The following is a 22,416-nucleotide window of genomic DNA, read 5'->3' as shown; positions in this document are numbered from 1 at the left end:
AATAATGAAAATAGAATCTGTTGAAGCGCTTTTAGGCTGCGTAGGAAAACGTAATCAGCTATTAGTAAAAGTAGTAACCGAATGTGGCATAGTTGGCTGGGGCGAATCGGGCTTATCAAATCGAGAGCAAGCAGTTATTGGCGCGATACATCACTTTGCTGGATTTTTAAAAGGGCAAGATCCACGTAAAATTGGCCGTATTTGGCAAGAATTATACCGCAGCCATTACTTTGAAGGTGGCCGTGTAATTACGGCCGCTATTTCAGCGATTGATATTGCCCTTTATGATATTTTAGGTAAATCATTACAAGTGCCGGTGTACCAACTTTTAGGCGGTAAACAACGTGAGCACATAGCGTGTTTTGCGTGTTGTTATACAGAAGCCGATCCGGATAAGTTTGACGATTTAGTTAAAGAAGCAAAAGCACTTATAGCGCTAGGTTGGACAACAATTAGAGTAATACCGAGTCGTTTTGACGACCCTGTTTTTTTTGAACCACAAGAATCTATAACGCGCACAGCTCGCTGCTTAAATGAGCTGCGTAAAGTACTTGGGCCTGATATTACACTCGGTATTGATTACCATCACAGATTAAGCGTGGCTGAAGCCGCTTCGTTTTGCCAACGTTTAAAGCCCGATACACTCGATTTTATTGAAGAGCCGATTCGCCATGAGTCTCCTGATGCATATAAAACGCTGCGTACTTTAACGCATATTCCTTTTGCTATTGGTGAAGAATTTAGTTCTAAATGGGCAGCTAAGCCTTATATAGAGCAGGGGCTTACTCAATATTTACGTGTAGATGTGTGTAACATTGGTGGCTTAACGGAGGCGATGAAAGTAGCAGGCTGGGCTGAGGCACATTATATAGATGTTATGCCACATAACCCGCTTGGTCCTGTGTGTACAGCAGCAACAAATCATTTTGCAGCAGCACTACCAAATTTAGGTTTAATGGAAACACACCAAGGTCCGTTTAGTGAGTTTGGCGCCCATGATCCACTTCTTTTTCCTAAGCAGCATGTATTAACAGGTAATAAGTTTACTATTCCTGAAGTACCTGGTTTAGGTGTTGAAGTGAACGAAGCCGCGTTCAGATTGGCAACCCCTGTAGAAACCGAAGCGCCGCATTTATCAAAGCGTGATGGTTCTCATACTAACTGGTAACTTGTTTAGAGAATTAAATGAACACACTTACAGCAACTGTTTTTGACAGCACACTAAATTTTGTAGGCGAGGGCCCTTTGTGGCACCCGATCACACAAACGCTTTATTGGGTTGATTTTCCAAACCATATTTTGCACAGTAAAAAAGGCGACCATAAAGTTGAGCAACACTTAGATGATATGGTTACCGCTCTTGCATGGGTAAACAAGGAAACCTTATTACTAGCAAGTGACAAAGGCCTAAATACTTATAATACCAGCACGCATAACCAAACTTTTTTGTGCAGCGTTGAAGCAGATAAAACTGACAACCGCAGTAACGATGGGCGTGCCGATCCGTGGGGTGGGTTTTGGATAAGCACAATGCACGGCGATGCAAAAGAAAACGAAGGGGCTATATATCGTTTTTATAACGGCGTACTTACTCAAGTTGTTAGTGATTTAACTATACCTAATGGTATTTGCTTTGATAAAAAACGCGCTAAAGCGTACTACGCAGATTCCGCTGCTCAAAAAATTTACTATTTTAATGTAAATATTGATACAGGACATCCTACAGGTGATGCTATTGTATTTTTTGACTATTCAAATACGCAAGTTTCGCCTGATGGCGCTGTAATTGATAGCGAAGGCAATATGTGGATTGCACTTTGGGATGGCGCACGTGTAGATTGCATATCGCCCGAAGCTAAGGTAATTCAAAGCCTGGCGACTCAAACACCTCGCCCTACCTGCCCAGCGTTTGGCGATGACGGTACAACACTTTACGTAACGTCAGCACAATGTGGCCTAGAAGATACCCCAGTTGATACTATACCTCACGGCGCTACGCTTGCATTTAAAAATGCGGTAAAAGGCGTATCAGAGCCTTGCGTTAAAATAGCCGGCTTTTAATTTTACGTATTCACTTTAAATATTAATTTTGTGTTTTTCCTCTTACATTGATTAGATGTGAGAGGAAAAACACATTGCACACATAAACATCATATGTTTATATTGTTTTTACTAATTCTATCAATGTTATTCTTTTATATGTTGTAGAGCACTTATTACCAACACAGTAAAAGTATATAAATAAAACTAAGGGTAATACATTGAAAGACACACACACACAATCAACAAAAGCAATTAAGTACTCCCTCATTGCAGCATTTGGCGGATTTGTATTTGGCCTAGACGCGGCCAATATATCGGGGGCGTTACGTTATGTTAGTTCGCAGTTTGAGCTAACCAGTTTACAAACAGGTAATGTAGTGGGTTGCGCCATTGTTGGCGTAATCATCGCATTGTTTTTTACAGGTACTTTATGCCAAAAATTTGGTCGTAAAAAGGTGCTTATTGGCATTGCTTTAACGTATTCACTCTCAACGGTTATTTCTGCTTTTGCGGTAAGTTACCCCATGCTGGTTGTTGGCCGCTTTATAGGGGGGGTCGCATTTGCCTCCATAACCGTCTCAGCCATGTATATTGGTGAAATTGCACCCGCTAATAAACGAGGCAAATTTGTATCAGTTAATCAGTTGCTTATAACCTTGGGCAGCTTATTTGCGTTTGTTGTTAATTACTTTTTTGTTAAAAATATGGGCTCAATTGAATGGTTAAATGAAGCCAATATTTGGCGCTATATGCTTGGCTTTGAAATTGTGCCTAATATTATTTGGTTTTCGTTATTAATGACGATTCCTGAATCGCCGCGCTGGTTAATGAGCAAAAAACGTGATGAAGAAGCACGCACTGTATTCAAAGGTATGGGAATCAATAACGCCGATACCGAAGTAGTACTCAACGATATTAAAGCAACCATCCAAGAAGATTCAAAAAGCAGTGCACTAGAGCAACTTAAAGTATTGTTTAGTAAGCCTATGCGTTTTGTTGTATTACTTGCTGTATGTTACGCGGTAGTGCAGGGCGCAACCGGCATGAACGCCGTACTGTTTTATGCGCCTACCGTGTTTGAACAAATAGGTATGAGCGTTGAAAACTCATTTCTACAAACAATAGTACTTGGTGGGGTATCTGTATTATTTACATTAGTCGCCATATTCTTTGTTGAAAAACTCGGCAGAAGAGCATTAACAATTACCGGTTTATTGCTTATTGCTGTTGCGCATATATCAATTTGGCATGGCTTTGAAAATGCCACGTATTCACTCAACAGTGAGGCAATATCCAAAGTTGCAGAGCAAAAAGTAGATATTACAAAGCTGCACGTTTTCGAAAATAAAATATATAGTACTGATGTTGCACTAAAAGCAGACTTAGCCACTATTTACAGTAAAAAAGAGCTACCAGTTGTCACCGGTGCAATTATCAATGCTTCTATAAATATTAGTCCTGCGTATGTTTTATTTGGATTATTTGCATTTTTAGCCGCCTTTAATATGTCGATAGGGCCAATCATGTGGGTGATATTCTCGGAGATATTTTCAAGCCGAGTACGCAGTGTAGCGCTACCCTTTGCCGCCTTAGTACAGAGTATTTCTAGCTGGAGTATTCAGCAGTTTTTCCCTTGGCAATTAGAGAACATGGGCGCAGCAAATACGTTTTTATATTATGGAGGGGTCGCTGTTGTAGGATGTATTGTTATGGCATTCATACTACCCGAAACTAAGGGTAAGTCTATTGAGGCTATTGAACGCGATTTGGTCCCTGGGCTCAATAAATAAGGAACATATCTATGTCATCACGATTATTAAACGAAGTTGCTATTGTTACTGGTGCAGCCGATGGAATTGGAAAAACTGTAGCACGCATATTTTGTGAGCAAGGCGCTAAAGTGTGTGTTGCTGATATAAATAAAGAAATGGGCGAAAGTGTTGTAGCAGAGCTAAAAAGCAAAGGGTTTGATGCTATTTTTGCTCATACCGATATTAGCGATGAAACGGCTATAAAAAACATGGTTGAAAAAGTAGTTAATGAGCTCGGCAAGCCTAGTGTTTTAGTCAATAACGCGGCTTTAATTAGCCCCGGGCGAAACGTAGGTGACGTTACTCCACAAATGTGGCGTGATAGCTTTGCGGTTAACGTTGAAGGTATGTGGCAGTGTGCTGTAGCCGTACTTGATCATATGAAAGAGTTAGGCCGTGGCAGTATTATAAATGTAGGTTCTGTGCATTCTTATAAAATTGTACCGGGGTATTTTCCATATGCGGTAACTAAGCACGCGGTTATAGGATTAACCAAAAATTTAGCCGTTGAATACGCAAAGCACAATATACGAGTAAACGCACTATGCCCAGGCATGATAGAAACACCTATGGCATTTAAAGCATGGGAGCAAACAGACGATCCGAAAGCTTCACGAAAAGCAATGGGTGATGTACATCCTCTAAAACGAAATGGAACAACTGAAGAAATCGCTTATCCAGCCGTGTTTTTAGCTAGTTCAGATTCGAGTTTTATGACAGGGCAAAGCCTCATTATTGATGGCGGCCGTTCTGTAATCTATCACGATTAAGGTGCTTAACTTAACACACTGTAAAGCTCATGGTTTTGAGGCTATTTTGCTAAAAAATAGTGAGCTTGCTATCACTGTCATTCCTCAGTTGGGTGCAAAAGTCATCTCTATTGTAAGCTTAAAACACAATAGAGAGTGGCTTGCTCACGATAAACAAATCACTTTAAAACCTGCAAAAAATAATGATTTTTCTGAGCATGATAGCGGTGGTTGGGATGAATGTTTTCCGGGTATTACTCCTCAGTTGTACGAACATATCCCCAATAAAGCGCACTTTTCACATGATCACGGTGAGTTGTGGTGCCAAGCATGGCAAATAACTAATACCCATATTAGCGATGAAGAAATAATACTTAGCTTACAAGCTGAGGTTTTTGACTCTACTTTTACATTTATTAGAACGTTTATCTTAAAAAAACACAGTAAACGGCTACTGGTTGATTACTATGTAAAAAATAACACAACTCATAATCTCCCATTTGTTTGGTCAGCGCATCCTATTTTTGCCGTAGAACCAGAAATGCGTATTTTAATAAATAGCAAACATATGGAGTTTAAAGTTGACGAAGGGCTTAGTCGTTTTTATAACGTTAATAGTGCCTTTATTAATTGGAGTGAGTGCTCAACTAAAGTCCCTCCGCTAAATAAAGTTATGTCCTATAACAGTGGTTTTGCAAGTAAGGTTTTTAGCAAACACTTAAATACGGGTACTTATAAAGATCAAAATATAATTGTAAAACTGGTTGATGATAAAGCTCAGCAAAGCTGCGGGTTTGAATTTTCATCAGCAAGCATAAGTCACTTAGGGCTTTGGTTTAATTACAATGGTTGGTCTGCAACTGGAGCTTCAGCTCCTTTTGTACTGGGGATAGAACCGTGTATAGGTAATAGCGATTCCTTACAACATTCAATACAAAGTAGTGAACAAGGCATAGTAGAAAAAGGCCAAACTAAGTTTTGGCGACTAGTATTTTTTGTTAACTAAATGTATTTTCTGTTTGCTCATTCAAACATCATATGTTTAAATAGTTGCTATGTATTAAGGCCGCCGTGCCTTTCTTTGATCATTTAGCCCTTGTGGGTGTTGTAGATAATAATGGAGCGACAGAATGCTTTCTAAACAACTGTATATTGGCGGTAAATTGATAACCAGTGATGTTTCAACTGATGTTATTAACCCTGCAACACTTGAAGCTGTTGGGCAAATATCAGCAGCGGGTATAAATGAAGCGTCGTTAGCACTTGATGCTGCGCAAAGCGCGTTTGCAACTTGGTCAGCGACTCCAGCAAAAGAGCGTGCACAGTGGATGCTTAAACTGCGTGATGCTGTAATTGAAAATGAAGAGCACCTACGTGAATGCGTTCATTTAGAGATGGCAAAACCGTGGGACTCAACCGCTGATGACTATCAAATGTTGGTTGATAGTCTGACCTTCTATGCCGACGCTATTGTTAATATCGCCGATGAAGAATTAAAAGATAATGAAGGTACACACAGCCATGTTCTTTCGCGTGAGCCTGTTGGTGTAGCAGCAGCATTTTTAGCATGGAATTTTCCATTATTAAATTTGGCTTATAAATTAGGCCCAGCAATGGCTTCTGGTTGTCCGCTTGTAGTAAAACCATCAAGTAAAACGCCTTTGTCTGCTTATGCTGTAGGCGAATTATGTGAACAAATCGGTTTGCCAGCAGGTGTAGTTAACATACTTTCGGGCACTGATAGCACCGTCGGCGATGCCATTTCAGCATCAACCATCCCCTCTATACTTACCTTAATTGGATCTACTAATGTAGGTAAACATGTCATTGCAACAGGTGCTACTTCAATTAAGCGTTATTCGATGGAGCTTGGTGGTAATGCGCCGGCTATTGTATGTAGCGATGCAAATTTAGATAACGCAGCAGATGTAATTTGTGGTGTTAAATTTGCTAATGCAGGGCAAATTTGTGTTACCCCAAATCGTGTCTTTGTACACGAAAGCGTTGCTGATGAATTTATTGAAAAAGTACTTACTCGTGCAAAAGCAGTAAAAGTTGGTTTTGATAAAAATGAGGCTATTGATATGGGCCCCGTTATGGATGCCAACTCATGGCAACGTATCGATGAGCTTGTGAAGGACGCACAGCAAAATGGGGCAAAATTGCAGCTAGGGGGTAAAAAGCCTGCCGGCGTTAATGGATATTTTTACGAACCAACCGTGCTCACAAATGTTGATTCGAGCATGAAAATATACAAAGACGAAATATTTGGCCCTGTTATTAGCATTATTACATTTACCGATAACGAGCAAGTGCTTAGCGATGCTAATGACACAGACGCTGGTTTAAGCTCATTTATTTTTAGCAAAAACGAGGACACCATTTCTTATTTTGCTAAGCACTTACGCTTTGGCGAAGTACAAGTAAACGGGATTAAGTACAGTATTAATTTACCGCACTTTGGCATTAAACAATCGGGTGTTGGGGCTGATTGCTCGTTATTAGCTTTAGATGATTACCTCGTCTACAAGCGTGTTTCACGTGCGTTAAAGGTTTAAGGAACAGACAATGAAAATAACTCAAATTATTAGCCACGTTTTACAATACGACCTAGATGAAGAGCTAGGTTATTCTCAGCAGTACTATGCTAAACGTACCGCGCATTTGGTTGAAGTACGTACCGATGTAGGTATTACTGGCTGGGGCGAGTGCTTTGGTGGTGGCGGCGTTGCGTTTGCCAATAAAACAATTGTTGAGCATGTGATTCAGCCCATGATTTTGGGAATGGACCCACTCGACAGAGACGTTATTTGGCACAAAGTTTACAACTTATTACGCGATCATGGTCAAAAAGGCATGCCAATTCAGTCGTTATCTGGCGTTGATATTGCTCTATGGGACATTGCAGGTAAGTTTTTAAATCAGCCCGTTTATAAGTTGTTAGGGGGGGCTTTTAGAGACCGTATTCCGGCTTATGGTTACGGCATGATGCTACAAAAGTTTCCAAACCTTGAAGAGCGTTTTACCGAAGAAAGCCAACGCATTAAAGAAATGGGCTTTACGGCCATGAAAATGAAAATAGGCCTTTCGCCAGAGCGTGATGTAAAGCTGGTTGAGGCCGTGCGTAAAGGAATTGGCAGTGATATGCGTTTAATGGTTGATGCTAACCATGCTTATACTGCGCGAGAAGCTATTCCGCTAGGTCGAGAGCTGCAAAATTTAGGCGTGTACTGGTTTGAAGAACCGGTTGCACCAGAGGATCACCAAGGCTATCGCGATTTATGTGAAGCACTTGATATGAGCATTGCCGGTGGCGAAGCTGAATTTACACGCTGGGGCTTTAGAGATTTAATTAAAAACCGCTGCGTTGATTTACTCCAGCCAGAAGTGTGTGCACTCGGTGGTATTACCGAATATCAAAAAGTATTAGCTATGGCTCATGCGCATTTTGTGCCAGTAATAAACCATGTATGGGGCTCGGCTATTGCGGTTGGCACTAACCTACACTTATTGGCTGCACTGCCTGATTTACCAGGTGCTGCGCATCCTGTACAGCCTATGCTTGAGTACGATACAACACCAAACTTATTTAGAGAGCAGTTATTGCAAGAGTCTCTAAATATTAACGAGCAAGTTAAAAATAACAACGGAACTGTTGCGCTACCACAAGGTCCAGGCCTTGGTATTGAGCCCGACCTTGATTTTATTAAACATTACGAAGTATCAATTTAATAGTTAAGGACAGCTTGATGAACAACAGCAATAGTAACTTACCGGCGCTGATTGTTGTTGATTGGGGAAGCTCTAATTTTAGAGCTTTTTTAATCAATAACGAAGGCGCTATTTTAGATACCGTAAACGGTGATCTTGGTGTATTAAATATAAAAAACGGCTGTATAGAAACCGTGTTGCTCGGTTATATCTCACCGTGGATAGCAGACAAAAAACTACCCATAATGATGGCTGGCATGGTGGGTGGCGCAATTGGCTGGCAAGATACAGGTTATGTAAATGCGCCTTGTACCTCAGCTGACATGGCAAATAATTTACAACTTGCAAAAAATAAATCTAACTTAGATATTCGTATTGTTCCTGGCGTAAAGTATGTGAGGGAAAATAATGTATGCGATGTAATGCGTGGTGAAGAGGTGCAGGTTTTTGGGGCTGTTTTAGCTGTGGAAAAGCAATCTGGTGAGCTTAGCAATAAAACATTAAGTGAAACTATGTTTTGCTTACCTGGGACGCATTCAAAATGGGTTGAAGTTGCAAAGGATACTCAGCAAAAAACGGTTATAACGAGTTTAAGTACATTTATGACTGGCGAAATGTTTAATTTGCTGTCTAAGCATAGCATTTTAAGCGATGGCCTAGATTCATTAGATATTACACAGACAGACATACCTAGTTTTATAAAAGGAGTAGGTGTTAGTCAAACTCAAACTAGCTTATTGAGCGCTTTATTTAGTGCACGTACATTAAAATTAGATAAGCAGTTATTAGCAGAGCATGTTCCAAGTTACCTTTCGGGTTTATTGATTGGCGCCGAGCTTGCGGGTATCAAAACCCAGCTCAACGATATTAAACATGTCTATCTGATTGGTAATTCCAGTTTAAACACACTTTATTGCGAAGCCCTAAAAGAGCTCGGATTTACGTCTTCTATTTTAAGCAGTTCAACCGCTTCTACAATAGGCATGTTTACGCTTGCTGTAAAAGCAGGGTTTATCACTGATAAGGAAAGCCAAAAATGTCATTAATTTCACTTACACAAGCAATGAAGCAATTACCATTAGTTGCTATTTTGCGCGGTATTACACCTAACGAAGTACTCGATTATGCAAAGGTGCTTATTGATATCGGTTACCGCGTTATTGAAGTGCCATTAAACTCTCCAGATGCTTTTAAAAGCATTGAACTGTTAAGCGAAAAATACGCTGATATAGCGATTATTGGTGCAGGCACCGTTGTTACCAAAAACGAAGTTGAAAAAGTGATTGAAGCGGGCGGGCGTATTATTATTTCGCCGCATAGCGATGTAGAGCTGATCCGTTTTAGTAAATCAAAGGGACTGTACTGCGTACCAGGGTTTTACACTCCGACTGAAGGGTTTGCTGCATTACATGCCGGTGCAGACGCGCTTAAGTTTTTTCCAGCAGATACAGCCGGACCAAAAGGTTTAAAAGCAATTACTACCGTGCTTTCGGGTATTAATATTTACCCTGTTGGCGGTGTGTCACCGCAAAACCAGGATGAATTTGTTAATGCAGGGGCATCTGGTTTTGGTTTAGGAAGCGGCTTGTATAAAGCCGGAATGGGTTTAGAGGAATTTACAGTTAATGCCAAGAAGTATGCTGAATACTACCTATAAATAATTAAGTTTTAAAAGCGTTGTGTGTTTGCGGCATTAGCTAATCATTCCTCTCACTTTAAATGATTTGTTAGTGCCGCTATTTAATTTAGATATTCATTAATTTGGCTAAATTTGCTTTAGCGTCCGCTAATAGCTTTTCGGTTAAAGCGAGCGCTTTATCACTGTCACCTTTTGCAATTGCATCAAATACTTCTTTATGAAATGGAATAGAAGCATGATTACTTTCTGCACTTTGGTTCGTAACTTTAATACTCACAAGTAAAGCTGAAAAAATAACACACTCCATAGATATAAATAACTCATTGTGTGAAGCGCGAAGTATAGCACCATGAAAATGCGCATCAGCAATCACAAATTTATCTAAATCGCTTACTGAGCTTTGCATTTCATTTAACGCATCTTCAATGGCTTTAATATCTTCAGGCGTTGCACGCTGAGCAGCAACACTTGCGGCTTTTGGTTCAAAGGCTAAACGAAATTCCATTAATTGAGTTAAAAACTCAGGATTAAGTGGGGCGCTTAAATGCCACGCAAGAACATCATCGTCAAGCAATGCCCAGTTATCACGGGTTTTTACACGAGTGCCAATGCCTCGGCGTACATCTAAAAGCCCTTTACCGACAAGAATTTTTACTGCATCACGAACAACAACTCGACTTACTTGAAAACGTTCAGCTAAACGGTTTTCATCATCAATCAGTGTGCCAGGAGTATATGTGCCAGCAACAATTCTACGGCCTAATTCTTTAGCTACCTGTACCGGTAAGCTAGGTGACATGGCACTGCTGCGTCTTAGATCGTAGTATGTTAATTCGCTCATAGTATCTTAGTGTCCGTATTATTTATTTATACGTACTATTTATATGAATTTGCGACAATAAACAATGGCTATTTGTTATTTACTGTCGCAGAAAGACGAAAGCTGGCATCTTTTAGGAGTTTTTCGGTGAGGAATTCGGCTTTATCGCCATCTTTTGCAGCAATGGCTTCGTACACTTCCCGATGAAACGGAATAGATGCACCATTATCGCGAGGATCTTTATTTGTTACTTTAATACTAACCAAAAGTGCAGAATAAATAACGCCTTCCATAGAAGCTAAAAAGCTATTTTGTGCTGCTCTTATAATTGCCTTATGAAATAAAGAATCAGCAATAATAAAATCTTCTGCGCTGTTATCTGTTTTTGCCATACGCTCGCATGCTGCGGCTATTTCGATTAAATCTTCAGGTCGTGCGCGCTCTGCAGCCCAGCGAGCAGCTTTTGGCTCAAAAGCCAAACGCACATCCATTAATTGCTCTAAAAACTTGCGATTAGGTGGTGCTGATAAATGCCATGCTAAAACGTCATCGTCGAGCATATTCCATCTATCACGAGGTAGTACACGCGTACCAATACCTCTGCGTACATCTAGGAGCCCTTTGCTAACTAAAATTTTAACAGCATCGCGCACAACTACGCGACTCACTTGGTAGCGTTTAGCTAATGCATCTTCATCATCAATTAAACTGCCGGCTTCAAATGATCCAGACACAATGCGTCTGCCAATTTCTTTAGCCACTTGAACAGAAAGGCTTGCTGCCATTCCTGATGTTTGTTTTAGGTCGTAATATATAAGTTCGCTCATACTTTTAATATAAACATATTATGTTTGGCTGGTCAATGTAATGTGTACAAAATAGAGGGGGTTGCAACTAATTTTAATCGCTGTTTATATGTTTAAAACTGATATAGTGGGGATATAATAAAGATCGCTGATAAGCGATCTTTATAGCAATTTGGGTTATTTCAATAAAGCGTTAAAACTTAGCGCGTATACCTATTCGGTAACGCGGACCAGTATATTGGGTGTTAATAACGCGCTCTTTTACATCGGCATATTGATAGGTACGTTCATCAGTTATATTTATTGCTTCGCCTGTTAGCGTAAAGTTATCGTTAACCGCATAAGACATACTAAAGTCGAGCTGACCATAAGCCGCAGTATGCTCTGGTAATCCACCACTGCGTATACCAGCTCGGCTACTTAAAAAGTCATCTCGCCAGTTGTAGGCTAAACGCGCTTGAAATGCATTTTTGTCGTAGTAGGCAACAATGTTATAAGAGTTTTCGGCAAATCCCTCTAATTTATCACCTGGATCGGTGACACCTGGAAGCTCTATTTTTTGAGTATTATTGTTTTTAGTATCGGCCCACGTATAATTTGCTTGTACCCCTAAGCCATTTAAAAAGCGCGGTAAATAGTCCATATTATGTTGTAAAGCTAACTCAACCCCGCTAATTGTTCCGCCAGATTGGTTTTGTTTAGTATTAATGGTTTCGTTAACATTTCCGTACCCATCTATACTAACCGAAGAATCAACATATTGCTCTCCATCCCAAATATCAGGGGTACTATCTAGGTAGGTAACTTGCCCAATTGAACTCGATATATCTTTTCTAAAAAAGTTAATTGCGTATGCATCACCACTGTCACTGTAATATTCAAAGGATAAGTCATATTGGTTGGCCTTATAGGGTGCTAAATAAGGATTTCCACCTGTTTGCGAAAAACTGCCTGCTTGCATATCAGTATAGGTTGTTTGCACACCAATATCGTCGATGGCAGGGCGAGACATCACTTTTGCTGCTGCTGCTCTGACTAATAAATTGTCTGATAAGTTAATGCTTAAATTAGCGCTGGGTAGCCAATTGGTATAACTATTTTCTGCTTCAAGAATTCCTGAATCCGAATACTCTACAACTAATAATGGTTGGCCATTATCAAGCTCACCTGTATACCCTAAGCGGCGTTTTCCATATCCCGAAGATTTTGTTTCAGTTTTTACATAACGCACACCGAAATTACCGCGCCAATCGTAATCACCAATTAAGCCGCTTAGATTAAACTGCGAATAAGCACTTATTTTCTCTTCGGTGACGCTTGATGATGCGATTTCGTTATATTGCTCGTTTGGCCAATTTGGATTTTTGGTCATATCACGAATAGCGCTATGGTATTTATTTATATCAGCAAACAAAAAGTCACGCGGAAAATTACCCGACTCACTACTTAAAAAATCTGAATAGGGACTGGCTGAAAATATATCATCAGGCATATCTCTAAGTTCGCCACAAATATCGGCATTCGGTGCTACTAAACCACAGTTATCTTCATGGAATGTTTCAAAGCGATCTCTTACTTTTTCACGATCTGAATACGCAATACCAAAATCGATTGAATCTAAGGTTAGGCTTTCAACAAACTCTAAATCGAGTAGGTATTTCCCTTTTGTTTGCAGCTCCGTAATCGTGTCTTCTAATTCGTAATGTGAAACTTGATTCCAATGTGCTCTTACACTTGTCGGTGAAGCATAATCAATGGTTGTGTCTAAATTAACGGTATCAGTGTTTCTAAAATCAAAATTTAAACTGTCGTTTCGCTCTGGTGAAATATAATTAGGAACTAATAAGTCGCTACGCGGCGTTGATTTTGATATTGAATGGCTTATATCAAACTCAAGCGTTAATACATCAAATTCTTTTACAGAATTAAATCCAAATGCCTGTGTTTTTGATTTTGATTCAAGCTCTTGGAACAAACCATCAATTCTAAAATCAACATTTTCACCGGTTCCGCCCAGTGTTTTACCCGAAAACTTAGTGCCTGATAAAATAGTACCGTTGTCTGATACAACCACATTTCGCCAATTAGGATACTGTAAACCGGCTTGCAAACCTTGAGTTTGCGTTTCTACCGAGAGGTCGGTATACATGTAATCAAATGTATTGGTAAAACTTGAATCTGGTGCCCATTGTAAGCTGGTATTAATGCCTATGCGTTCACGGCTTTCTTGCCCTAATGCGTATTCAATTCGCCCGGCATGGCGCAGCATAGTTGGCGTAACCACATTGTCATATAAATTATGAATGTCGCCTTCAATAACACCCGGCTCATTATTGAGTAATAACCAACGGGTAGTGCCCATTGAATCGTATCGGTTATCACTTTTTTGTTGTGAAAGGGCAATATTAAAACCAAATGTTTCATCAGCAAACGTATTGCTAAATAACGCAGAGTATTCAGGACTTGTTTCGCCAGAAAGTTCACTGTATTTGGCATTTATAGAGCCCAATACATGCAATCCGGGGTTATCTAATGGGCGTGCTGTTTTAACGTTGACATACGCGCCAATACTTCCTTCTGGCGTTTTAGCTGTAGGAGACTTTACGACGTCTGCCCCCGATATGAGCTCTGCTGCTAATACCTGAAAATCAAAAGAGCGGCCAATTTCAGACGTTGCCAGTGTGCGTCCGTTTAAAGTAACAACGTTAAATTCGGGACCAAAACCGCGTACTGTTATTTTTGAGCCTTCACCATTAACGCGATTAATTGATACGCCAGGTATACGCTGTAGGGATTCGGCAACATTTTGGTCAGGAAATTTACCAATATCTTCAGCAACAATACTGTCTTGAACACTATCACTGTAGCGCTTTAGTGACGATGCAGCCTCTAGGCTGGAGCGCACGCCAGTCACTACAATTATTTCTGTATCATCATTGTCCTGAGCGTTAGCAGAAACATCGGAAGCGTGCGCGTACGGATAGCTTGATAGTGAAGTTAATATAGCAAGTACTAGTTTCTTTTTAGTGTGCATTGTAACTCTCCTTATTGTTATAGATAGAAGTCAGTGTGTGAATAGTAAAATCCCAGTCATACATTGCACAAATCTAAACATCATATGTTTTTGAGTCAAGGAAAGAATTTACTTTGCTTTTTACTTATCTGTAGCCTCAAGACGGTGAAATACATATTTCAAAATTAACTTTAACACTTTGGTTACAATTTATTGCTAGCCTATTTGTTGTATTTATATAAACATACTACGTATCTATTTTGGGTATAAGGCGGAAGGGTGTGATAGATAATTTGTTAACGTGGAGTATATTTTTGCGTTGCATTGTGCCGATGTTAGTCGCGACTATTTTTTTTACTGCGTTGGTGTACTTCTCTTTAGAGCGACACCGTTTTGGTTCATCGTATTACTATTTTGCAGTGTTTTTTGTGACTTTTATTTTTTATTTATGCGGCCCTGCTTTTAATATTCTTCCTATTGAGTATGCCAAACCATACATTCAATTAGGACGGACAATTTTATTTTTTTGGCTAGGTTTACCTTCTTTGTTAATAGCACTTTTTAGATTTTCAAATGTTACATTACCTAAGCCAGTCATGTACTTTAGTTATAGTTTTGGATTAGCATTTTCAGTGTGCTTTTTAGTTTTAACAGAGTTGACGCATCCTAAAATTAACGTACTTAAAGGGTTTGGGCTAATAATCGCCCCTATTGATTGGCTCAAACTCACTCACATATACTCCTTTCAGATTGTCACCTTTGTAGTTTTACTAATTATCCCCTGTTTCTATTTATTGCAGAATGTACCTAAAGCAAAGAATAAAGGTTATATATACAGCGCTATTAGTTTAGGTTTTATTGCTGTTTTGGGGAGTATGGCAGAGCATTGGATTACGTATTATTCAGGTACTAGTCTATGTGGGTTAATTTGGTTAGGGGCCATGTTTAAGGATATACAGACAGTATACGATGAAGCTAAAACTAAAAACGATCATATCACTCCTTTGCAAATTAAAAATTCTCAAGATAGTCAAATAATAAATTTTTTTAAAGCTGACAAAGTGAGTGTGAGTAGGCAAGTAAACCCACCTTGGCCTGTGCCTTGTAAAAGTAAACTGCAAAAGCAAGATAATAGTGAGTCTAAAGAGAGTAAGGCAGAGCAAGTTAAAATTAACAATTGCGTTGTACAGAACGCAATGCTGTACATAGAAAACAATTATTTCAACGATATAAATATTGACACGGTTGCTCTTTCCGTTGGTGTAAGTCGCTCTTACCTTGTTAAGCAGTTTAAGTTGGCAACGGATGAGACAATCAACAACAGAATTATAGAAGTAAGAATAGAACAAGCTAAAAAAGTATTACTAAAAAAATCTGTTACAGAAACAGCTTACGAAGTTGGTTTTAATAACTCAAACTACTTCGCGACAGTTTTTAAAAAACGAACAAACTACACACCCAAGCAATTTAAACGTACTTTTTCCAGCTAAAACTACAACTAAATAACGATTTAAAGCCATTTTTAGAGAACAATAAAACCATTTTTTGAGGTTTGGTGCTGTATATAAATATTAAATAAACCTACTCGCTCAGCTTAATTTGTTGCGAGTAGTTAGAGTTGCTTAACAGGTTGTTTATATGCCTGCTAATCTAAACTCATTGAATATAACACTGTATTTGTTGCTGAGCTATGGCTCAGTTCACACAAACAAAGGATGGATAAATAAATGAAACCTATAAGTATTGTGGTATTCCCTATATCGGCTATAAGTATGCTTTTTTTGAGTGCAGCATCACAAGCTGCATCTACGCAACCTCCCATCGCAAAACCTGGTGAAACATGGATTTTGCAAGTCAAACGCTCTGATGAATTTGACGTTAAAGATGCCACAAAGTGGAACTTTCAAACAGAAAACTATGGGGTATGGTCTTGGAAAAATGAAAATGCGACGGTATCTAATGGCAAACTAAAATTAACCACTAAACGAGAGTCTCATAAACGGACATTTTGGGACGGTTGTAACCAGCAGCAAGTTGCAAATTACCCACTTTATTATACTTCGGGCGTTGCTAAATCAAAAGCTACAGGTAACTACGGTTATTACGAAGCAAGAATTAAAGGTGCGAGCACATTTCCTGGTGTATCGCCTGCGTTTTGGATGTATAGCACAATCGACCGCTCATTAACGAAAGAAGGGGATGTCCAATATAGCGAAATAGACGTAGTAGAACTTACTCAAAAAAGTGCCGTGAGAGAGTCTGATCATGACTTACACAATATTGTAGTAAAAAATGGAAAACCAACATGGATGCGCCCAGGGTCTTTTCCGCAGACAAATCATAACGGATACCATCTACCTTTCGATCCTCGAAATGACTTTCACACCTATGGTGTCAATGTGACTAAAGACAAGATCACTTGGTATGTTGACGGTAAAGTGGTGGGTGAAAAAGATAATTTATACTGGCATCGTCAAATGAACCTCACATTATCACAAGGCTTACGCGCGCCGCATACACAATGGAAATGTAATCAATTTTACCCATCAGCGAATAAATCAGCAGAAGGCTTCCCAACATCAATGGAAGTTGATTATGTAAGAACGTGGGTAAAGGTGGGCAATAACAACTCTGCTCCAGGGGAGGGGCAGTCATGCCCTAACACCTTTGTAGCTGTTAATAGTGTTCAACTAAGTGCAGCAAAACAAACACTTCGAAAGGGCCAATCTACAACGCTAGAAAGCACAGTTCTTCCAAACTGTGCAACCAACAAGAAAGTCATTTATTCATCAAGCAATAAAAATGTGGCAACTGTTAACAGTGCTGGTGTTGTAAAAGCTAAAAATAAAGGCACTGCGACGATTACGGTTAAAACTAAAAACAAAGGGAAAATAGATAAATTAACCATAGCGGTGAATTAAGCTAACTTAAACTAGCCTCAAGGATTGAGGCACTTTATTTATAGGTCTCAGGCCTTATTTTTTGGAGGGGTATGAAAAAGGCAAATTTATACGGCAAGTGGATAATTAGCATTAGTTTACTAATCATCTGTGGTTGTGTTTATTTAATACAAACAAACGTTAATGAGCAAGTTATCGAAGAAACTTCTGCGCAAATGCATTTTGAAATAAATAATACAAAACACATAAAAGAAACACTTAAGCCTAAAGCTTCACATGCAGAAGGTTTTGAGGCAGAAAAGCCAACTTATACGGCCATTCTTGATAAGGCATTGTTAATTAAAGATAAAGAGTTACGTATAAAAACTATAAGCAACCACCTGATTAACTGGGCCAAAGAAGCGCCATTTGAATGTGTCCATTGGCTGGATGAGCAGTCTAAAACGCCAGAACAAGCTTTATATATAAGCAAAGTAATACACTTTTTAATTACAGATAACTTACCCGTAGCTGGGAGAATCATTTTAAATTTTGAAAGACTTCATTCAGATCAAAGTATTGTAGATGACTATTTAAGTAGCCAAGTAGCAGTATCCCCCTATGATGCAATCGAATGGCTGAATAATTTAGATAATGAAAAAATGAAGCAAGAGGTAAAATTAAGACTTTTACAAAACTGGGCTAAATTAGAACCCGCACAACTATTAAATTACCTCGAGGTACATACTGATATAACAGCTAACAACCGATATCTAATTCAGCAACAATTAGCACAAGTATTGATTAAAAAAAGTTCGCAACAAATACAGGATGAGTTTTATAGTTATCCTTCATCATTTCAACCTAACCTGGCTTATTCTGTTATTAGCCAATGGCCAGAACATGAACTAAGTGATGCACGGGAGTGGATATTTACCTTGGAAGGCGAACAATCGAAGTATTTCGCCATCAAAAGCTATATTGACTATACAGGCAAATCTTCCGCAAATATGAATGAATTAATTCAGCAAATCCATAGCCCTAAATTGCGCGCACATTTGCTTGAAAGATTACAATAAACATTAATGTATGATAAATACAAAGGTAGTATGTTTTTTTGTTGTGTTCAATGTATTATTAATTTTTTATCACGACACAAGTAGTGTATTACCCGAAGGCAATAAAATGAACAACTCAGAAAAACTTCAACATATAGCAGAGCATTTATTGAGCAAAAGAAAGTGCGGTAGTGGCGCTTCAGATCTTCCTAAAGGTTTTACGCTTGACTCGATTGAAGACGTTTTAGTAATTCACAAATTGATGATAAAGCTCAATGATGAGACCGTTTACGGTTGGAAATGTATGCTTCCTTCAAGTAATGGCGTAATTACTCTAGCCCCATTGCTTCATAAACCCATTAAAGGCACTGACACGTGCTTGGTAAATAGTGAAAACCGCAAAGCGCTGATAGAACCAGAGATTGCTTTTGTTTTAAATAAAGACTTAAGTGGATTAAAACCATACTCAAATGAACAAATAGATAATGCTATAGGTAGTGCACATCTAGCATTAGAGCTTATTGGAAACAGGTTTAGCAAGAAATACGAAGCTACGCAGTTTGAAAAACTTGCAGACGGTTTATCTAATCAAGGGGTATATATCGGCCCAGAAATAAGCCAGGAAAAAGCATATGAGAGTAATAATATAACGCTCGTAGTGGAGCAGGAGGGCAAAAAAAGCGCTAATGTGACAGGGCAGCATCCAGGCAAGTTACCTCAACGTCCTCTTTATTGGGCCATCAATTTTTTATCTGCGAACGACTTTAAGTTAGAAAAGAACCAAGTGTTTATCACCGGCTCTTATAATGGCCTCATGGAGGTGGATATAAATCTACCAATAAAAATAGTATATGAAGGGCTGGGTGAAATAAACATTAAATTTGAAACATAAATTCTATCCCATAATAGTTATTCGTTAAGTTTAATATGTTTGCTAGTCTAAAGAGAACTAGTTTAATTAAGCTGGCTCTCTTTACTCTGTCTTAGCTTAAGCGCCTTCAATAGCATGGGCTGTCTGTTTACCCGCCAAATCTCCAGCATTATAAGCGTCCAAATTCTCCTCTGGATAGAAAACAGCCTAAATGTAACTAATATAACTTTATTTACTGGTAACAATTGTAAAAATTAATAGATTACAAATTATGTAAAGTAAAAGTTACGAATGGTATCGTTATCCCTGTTTTTTTGTGTTTAATTTAAAGTAATTACACTAATTTTAATTATCTTTCTACATGCCAATAAACAAGGCAATGAGTTTAGGGCAAATTCAATGGGCGGGTACAAACTTGCCAGAGTATGATTATTCTAGAGCGGCCTTAGGTGTGCAATATAGATGGTTGAATTTCATTCCGCCAATGCCAAATGGTATGATCCCAATCGCCTCTATAGAATCTGCAGCGCAATTAAAAAAACAAAATACCCCTTATTTTGTATCAAATGGAAGAGTCGGTTTTAGTAATGATAAAGAGATAGGTGTAGAAGAATTTTATCCAGTGATGCAACACTCAATTGAGCTCGGAGAACAAAATTTACCTATACGTGTTGAAGGTTCTGCTTGGTCTGTAATTAAATTAGACGAGAAACATAGCCGTATTATTTTAGTCGATCAAGGCTATATTGACCCTCAAGATAGAGATGTAACTATACATTTTCATAAAAAAACGAAATGGGTAAAAGATATTTTATCTAAAGAAGAGTTTCATATAACTGATAATAAAATGAAAGTTACTGTTCTTGCTGGATCAGTTCGATTTTTTGATGTTGGTTACTAGTAACTAAATGAGCGTACTGAGTGCCGCTATTTTTGTATCTTGATAAGTGATGGAATATTATGACAATAAAAAAATTAGGAATGAGACATATACTAACGATATGCCTTGCTTCTGCTCTGCTATCCGGTTGTGAGTCTTCTGCTATATCGAATGATGGTTCGCCTATTTCCAAAAAGACTATTGAAAAAAGGCCAAACTTTGTTTGGTTGGTATCTGAAGATAACTCGAAAAGATATTTAAAATTATATAACGCTAAAAGCGCTGAAATGCCAAATATAGAGTCTTTGGCAAAGCAAGGCTTAGTGTTTAATAATGCATTTTCTAATTCGCCTGTATGCTCAACAGCAAGAACAACGCTCGCCTTGGGTGCCTACCCTGCTAAATTAGCAATGGAATATCACCGCCCATTTGAGCGTATAAACTTACCTAGAGAGTTAAGTACAATAAGTGATTACCTGACTAAAGCAGGTTATTACACGTCAAATGATGCCAAAGAAGATTATAACTTTGTCTCACCAGAAAGTAATTGGAGCTCTTCAAAAAAGGGAGCTAGCTGGCATAATCGTAAAGCAGGCCAACCTTTCTTTCATATGCGAACGTGGAAAACTACGCATGAGGAAAGCTACACTTTCCTGAAAGTGATATAGAAAATTTACCAACGATACATAATCCCAATTCAGTAGAATTAGATCCTATCCACCCCAATACTGAACTATTCAGATATACATACGCTCGTTATCTTGACTTACATAAAAAAGTGGATAAAGAGATGGGAGTGGTAATAAATCAGCTTAAAGAGGAAGGATTATTAGAAGATACGTTCATATTTTATTTTGGTGATCATGGTGGTGTTTTACCAGGTAGCAAAGGGTTTGTTTCAGAAAGAGGGCTTAATGTTCCTTTAGTCGTCCGTGTACCAAAGAATTTTCGACATTTATTACATAAAGATTTACAAGCCAAGCTATCAACTCGAGTAGATGGCGTTATTAGTTTTATAGATTTTGCCCCTACCTTGCTTGAACTGGCAGGTTTGCCTAAATCTAAGTTGCAGGATGGCGAAAGTTTTTTGTCAAAAAATTTAAGTTTAGATGATTTAAATAAGCGTGATGCAAACTTTTCATTTGCCGATAGATTTGATGAAAAATACGATATGGTAAGGGGCTTTCGAAAAGGTAAATATAAATATATTCGTAACTATTTACCCTTTAACCCTGATGGATTGTTTTCAAGTTATCGTTATAAACAAGCGGCTTACCGAGATTGGAAACATTTATTTAAGGCTAATAAGTTAAACTCTGTACAAAGTGCTTTTTTTAAACATAAGCCATTAGAGGCATTATACGACCTTGAACAAGACCCTTTTGAAACTAAAAATTTAGCACTATTGCCGCAATATACTTAAAAAGTTATTAAAATGCGTGCCGGATTACAAAAAAAGCTGCAATCAATGCCCGATTTAGCCTTTTATCCTGAATCTTATTTAGTCGATATTGCAAAAGATGAGCCCAATACTTTTGGTTTAAAGCACAAAAGTAATATTGCCCGCTTTATCAATATAATAGATATGAGCCTACAACCGTTTGAACAAGTAAAAAATAAATTAAAGGCAGTATTGTTATCAAATGAACAATGGGAACGGTATTGGGCGATGAATGCTGTATTAGCATTTGGCGATAAAGCAAATGAATTCCTGCCTATTATTGAGAAAATTAGACAGTCTGACATTAACCTAATTAACCGAAGTCGTGCTATTCAGTATTTAGCTTTGAATAATGTGGTTTCACCGCAGTTAGAACTAGAAGATTTAGTAAAACAGGCTAAAGATCCTTTAACTGCTCTGGCTATATTAAATATTGCTACTCAATTACATGACACATTAGGTATTGCTTTTAATATTGAATTAAATAAATTATGGAAAAATAGTACAGAAACACGTGGTACTTCAATGGAAAGTTTCCATAAACGAACTGTCGATGGTTGGTTTAACGCTCGGATGGACTATCTGAAAAATATATAATATCGCTAGATGTAACGACTGATGATTTCGGTCGTTACATTCAGATTTTAAATATTCATTAGGCATATAAAAGATAGCTGCCTAACAACCTTCTCTTT

The 22,416-nt window shown here is 38.5% G+C and carries 20 protein-coding genes; 17 read left to right on the top strand and 3 right to left on the bottom strand.

Annotated features, from left to right (window positions below):
- Positions 1–4: 4 nt before the first annotated feature.
- The 9 genes from AN390_RS17665 to AN390_RS17625 all read left to right on the top strand — a co-directional run bounded on the left by AN390_RS17665 (position 5) and on the right by AN390_RS17625 (position 9,971).
- On the top strand, positions 5–1,168 hold the full coding sequence (locus AN390_RS17665) for a mandelate racemase/muconate lactonizing enzyme family protein (RefSeq protein WP_055255562.1): 1,164 nt from the start codon (positions 5–7) through the stop codon (positions 1,166–1,168).
- Positions 1,169–1,185: 17 nt separating this feature from the next.
- Entirely contained in the window at positions 1,186–2,061 is an 876-nt protein-coding gene (locus AN390_RS17660) for an SMP-30/gluconolactonase/LRE family protein (RefSeq protein WP_055255561.1), read from the top strand.
- A 200-nt stretch (positions 2,062–2,261) separates the two neighbouring features.
- Positions 2,262–3,833 (top strand): sugar porter family MFS transporter, encoded by a 1,572-nt coding sequence (locus tag AN390_RS17655; RefSeq protein WP_055255560.1) that lies wholly within the window; start codon positions 2,262–2,264, stop codon positions 3,831–3,833.
- 11 nt (positions 3,834–3,844) lie between these two features.
- A complete protein-coding gene (locus AN390_RS17650) occupies positions 3,845–4,624 on the top strand; it encodes a glucose 1-dehydrogenase (protein WP_055255559.1) in 780 nt (259 codons plus the stop codon).
- A 46-nt stretch (positions 4,625–4,670) separates the two neighbouring features.
- Complete coding sequence (locus AN390_RS17645) at positions 4,671–5,609, top strand: hypothetical protein (protein ID WP_157686054.1); 939 nt, start codon at positions 4,671–4,673, stop codon at positions 5,607–5,609.
- Between the two features lie 124 nt (positions 5,610–5,733).
- Positions 5,734–7,161, top strand: a complete 1,428-nt coding sequence (locus tag AN390_RS17640; RefSeq protein WP_055255557.1) for an NAD-dependent succinate-semialdehyde dehydrogenase — start codon at positions 5,734–5,736, stop codon at positions 7,159–7,161.
- A 10-nt stretch (positions 7,162–7,171) separates the two neighbouring features.
- The gene (locus tag AN390_RS17635; RefSeq protein WP_055255556.1) at positions 7,172–8,335 is read left to right on the top strand and encodes a mandelate racemase/muconate lactonizing enzyme family protein; all 1,164 of its coding nucleotides are present in this window, start codon (positions 7,172–7,174) and stop codon (positions 8,333–8,335) included.
- 17 nt (positions 8,336–8,352) lie between these two features.
- Positions 8,353–9,360 carry a 2-dehydro-3-deoxygalactonokinase gene (locus tag AN390_RS17630; RefSeq protein WP_055255555.1) on the top strand — a complete coding sequence of 336 codons (1,008 nt, stop codon included), beginning with the start codon at positions 8,353–8,355 and terminating at the stop codon, positions 9,358–9,360.
- Positions 9,351–9,971: a 2-dehydro-3-deoxy-6-phosphogalactonate aldolase gene (locus tag AN390_RS17625; protein ID WP_055255554.1), complete on the top strand. Its 621-nt coding sequence runs from the start codon at positions 9,351–9,353 to the stop codon at positions 9,969–9,971. Before AN390_RS17630 ends, AN390_RS17625 begins: the two co-directional genes overlap by 10 nt.
- Before the next feature lie 88 nt (positions 9,972–10,059).
- On the opposite strand, the gene AN390_RS17620 is transcribed toward AN390_RS17625, so the two are convergent.
- From AN390_RS17620 to AN390_RS17610, 3 genes are all read right to left on the bottom strand, one after another.
- Positions 10,060–10,794 (bottom strand): FadR/GntR family transcriptional regulator, encoded by a 735-nt coding sequence (locus tag AN390_RS17620; protein WP_055255553.1) that lies wholly within the window; start codon positions 10,792–10,794, stop codon positions 10,060–10,062.
- A 68-nt stretch (positions 10,795–10,862) separates the two neighbouring features.
- On the bottom strand, positions 10,863–11,600 hold the full coding sequence (locus AN390_RS17615; protein ID WP_055255552.1) for a FadR/GntR family transcriptional regulator: 738 nt from the start codon (positions 11,598–11,600) through the stop codon (positions 10,863–10,865).
- Between the two features lie 172 nt (positions 11,601–11,772).
- Positions 11,773–14,613 (bottom strand): TonB-dependent receptor, encoded by a 2,841-nt coding sequence (locus AN390_RS17610; protein ID WP_055255551.1) that lies wholly within the window; start codon positions 14,611–14,613, stop codon positions 11,773–11,775.
- 260 nt (positions 14,614–14,873) lie between these two features.
- Between AN390_RS17610 and AN390_RS17605 the strand changes: the two genes are divergently transcribed.
- The 8 genes from AN390_RS17605 (at position 14,874) to AN390_RS17570 (ending at position 22,318) form a co-directional block, all read left to right on the top strand.
- Positions 14,874–16,082: a helix-turn-helix transcriptional regulator gene (locus tag AN390_RS17605; protein ID WP_095206792.1), complete on the top strand. Its 1,209-nt coding sequence runs from the start codon at positions 14,874–14,876 to the stop codon at positions 16,080–16,082.
- A 237-nt stretch (positions 16,083–16,319) separates the two neighbouring features.
- Positions 16,320–17,513: a family 16 glycosylhydrolase gene (locus AN390_RS17600; RefSeq protein ID WP_055255549.1), complete on the top strand. Its 1,194-nt coding sequence runs from the start codon at positions 16,320–16,322 to the stop codon at positions 17,511–17,513.
- 71 nt (positions 17,514–17,584) lie between these two features.
- Positions 17,585–18,550: a hypothetical protein gene (locus AN390_RS17595; protein ID WP_055255548.1), complete on the top strand. Its 966-nt coding sequence runs from the start codon at positions 17,585–17,587 to the stop codon at positions 18,548–18,550.
- A gap of 106 nt (positions 18,551–18,656) precedes the next feature.
- A complete protein-coding gene (locus AN390_RS17590; protein ID WP_055255547.1) occupies positions 18,657–19,421 on the top strand; it encodes a 2-keto-4-pentenoate hydratase in 765 nt (254 codons plus the stop codon).
- 358 nt (positions 19,422–19,779) lie between these two features.
- A complete protein-coding gene (locus tag AN390_RS17585) occupies positions 19,780–20,301 on the top strand; it encodes a hypothetical protein (protein WP_055255546.1) in 522 nt (173 codons plus the stop codon).
- Between the two features lie 59 nt (positions 20,302–20,360).
- Positions 20,361–20,948, top strand: coding sequence for a sulfatase-like hydrolase/transferase (locus AN390_RS17580; RefSeq protein ID WP_095206791.1), 588 nt, complete (start codon positions 20,361–20,363; stop codon positions 20,946–20,948).
- Positions 20,945–21,703 carry a sulfatase-like hydrolase/transferase gene (locus tag AN390_RS17575; protein ID WP_095206790.1) on the top strand — a complete coding sequence of 253 codons (759 nt, stop codon included), beginning with the start codon at positions 20,945–20,947 and terminating at the stop codon, positions 21,701–21,703. The genes AN390_RS17580 and AN390_RS17575 overlap by 4 nt, the downstream gene beginning before the upstream one ends.
- 12 nt (positions 21,704–21,715) lie before the next feature.
- Positions 21,716–22,318, top strand: coding sequence for a hypothetical protein (locus tag AN390_RS17570; protein WP_055255543.1), 603 nt, complete (start codon positions 21,716–21,718; stop codon positions 22,316–22,318).
- The last annotated feature ends 98 nt before the right edge of the window (positions 22,319–22,416 follow it).

It is taken from the genome of Pseudoalteromonas sp. P1-11 (genome assembly GCF_001399995.1).
Classification (GTDB): Bacteria; Pseudomonadota; Gammaproteobacteria; order Enterobacterales; family Alteromonadaceae; genus Pseudoalteromonas; species Pseudoalteromonas atlantica.
This window is presented reverse-complemented; position numbering and strand designations above follow the sequence as displayed.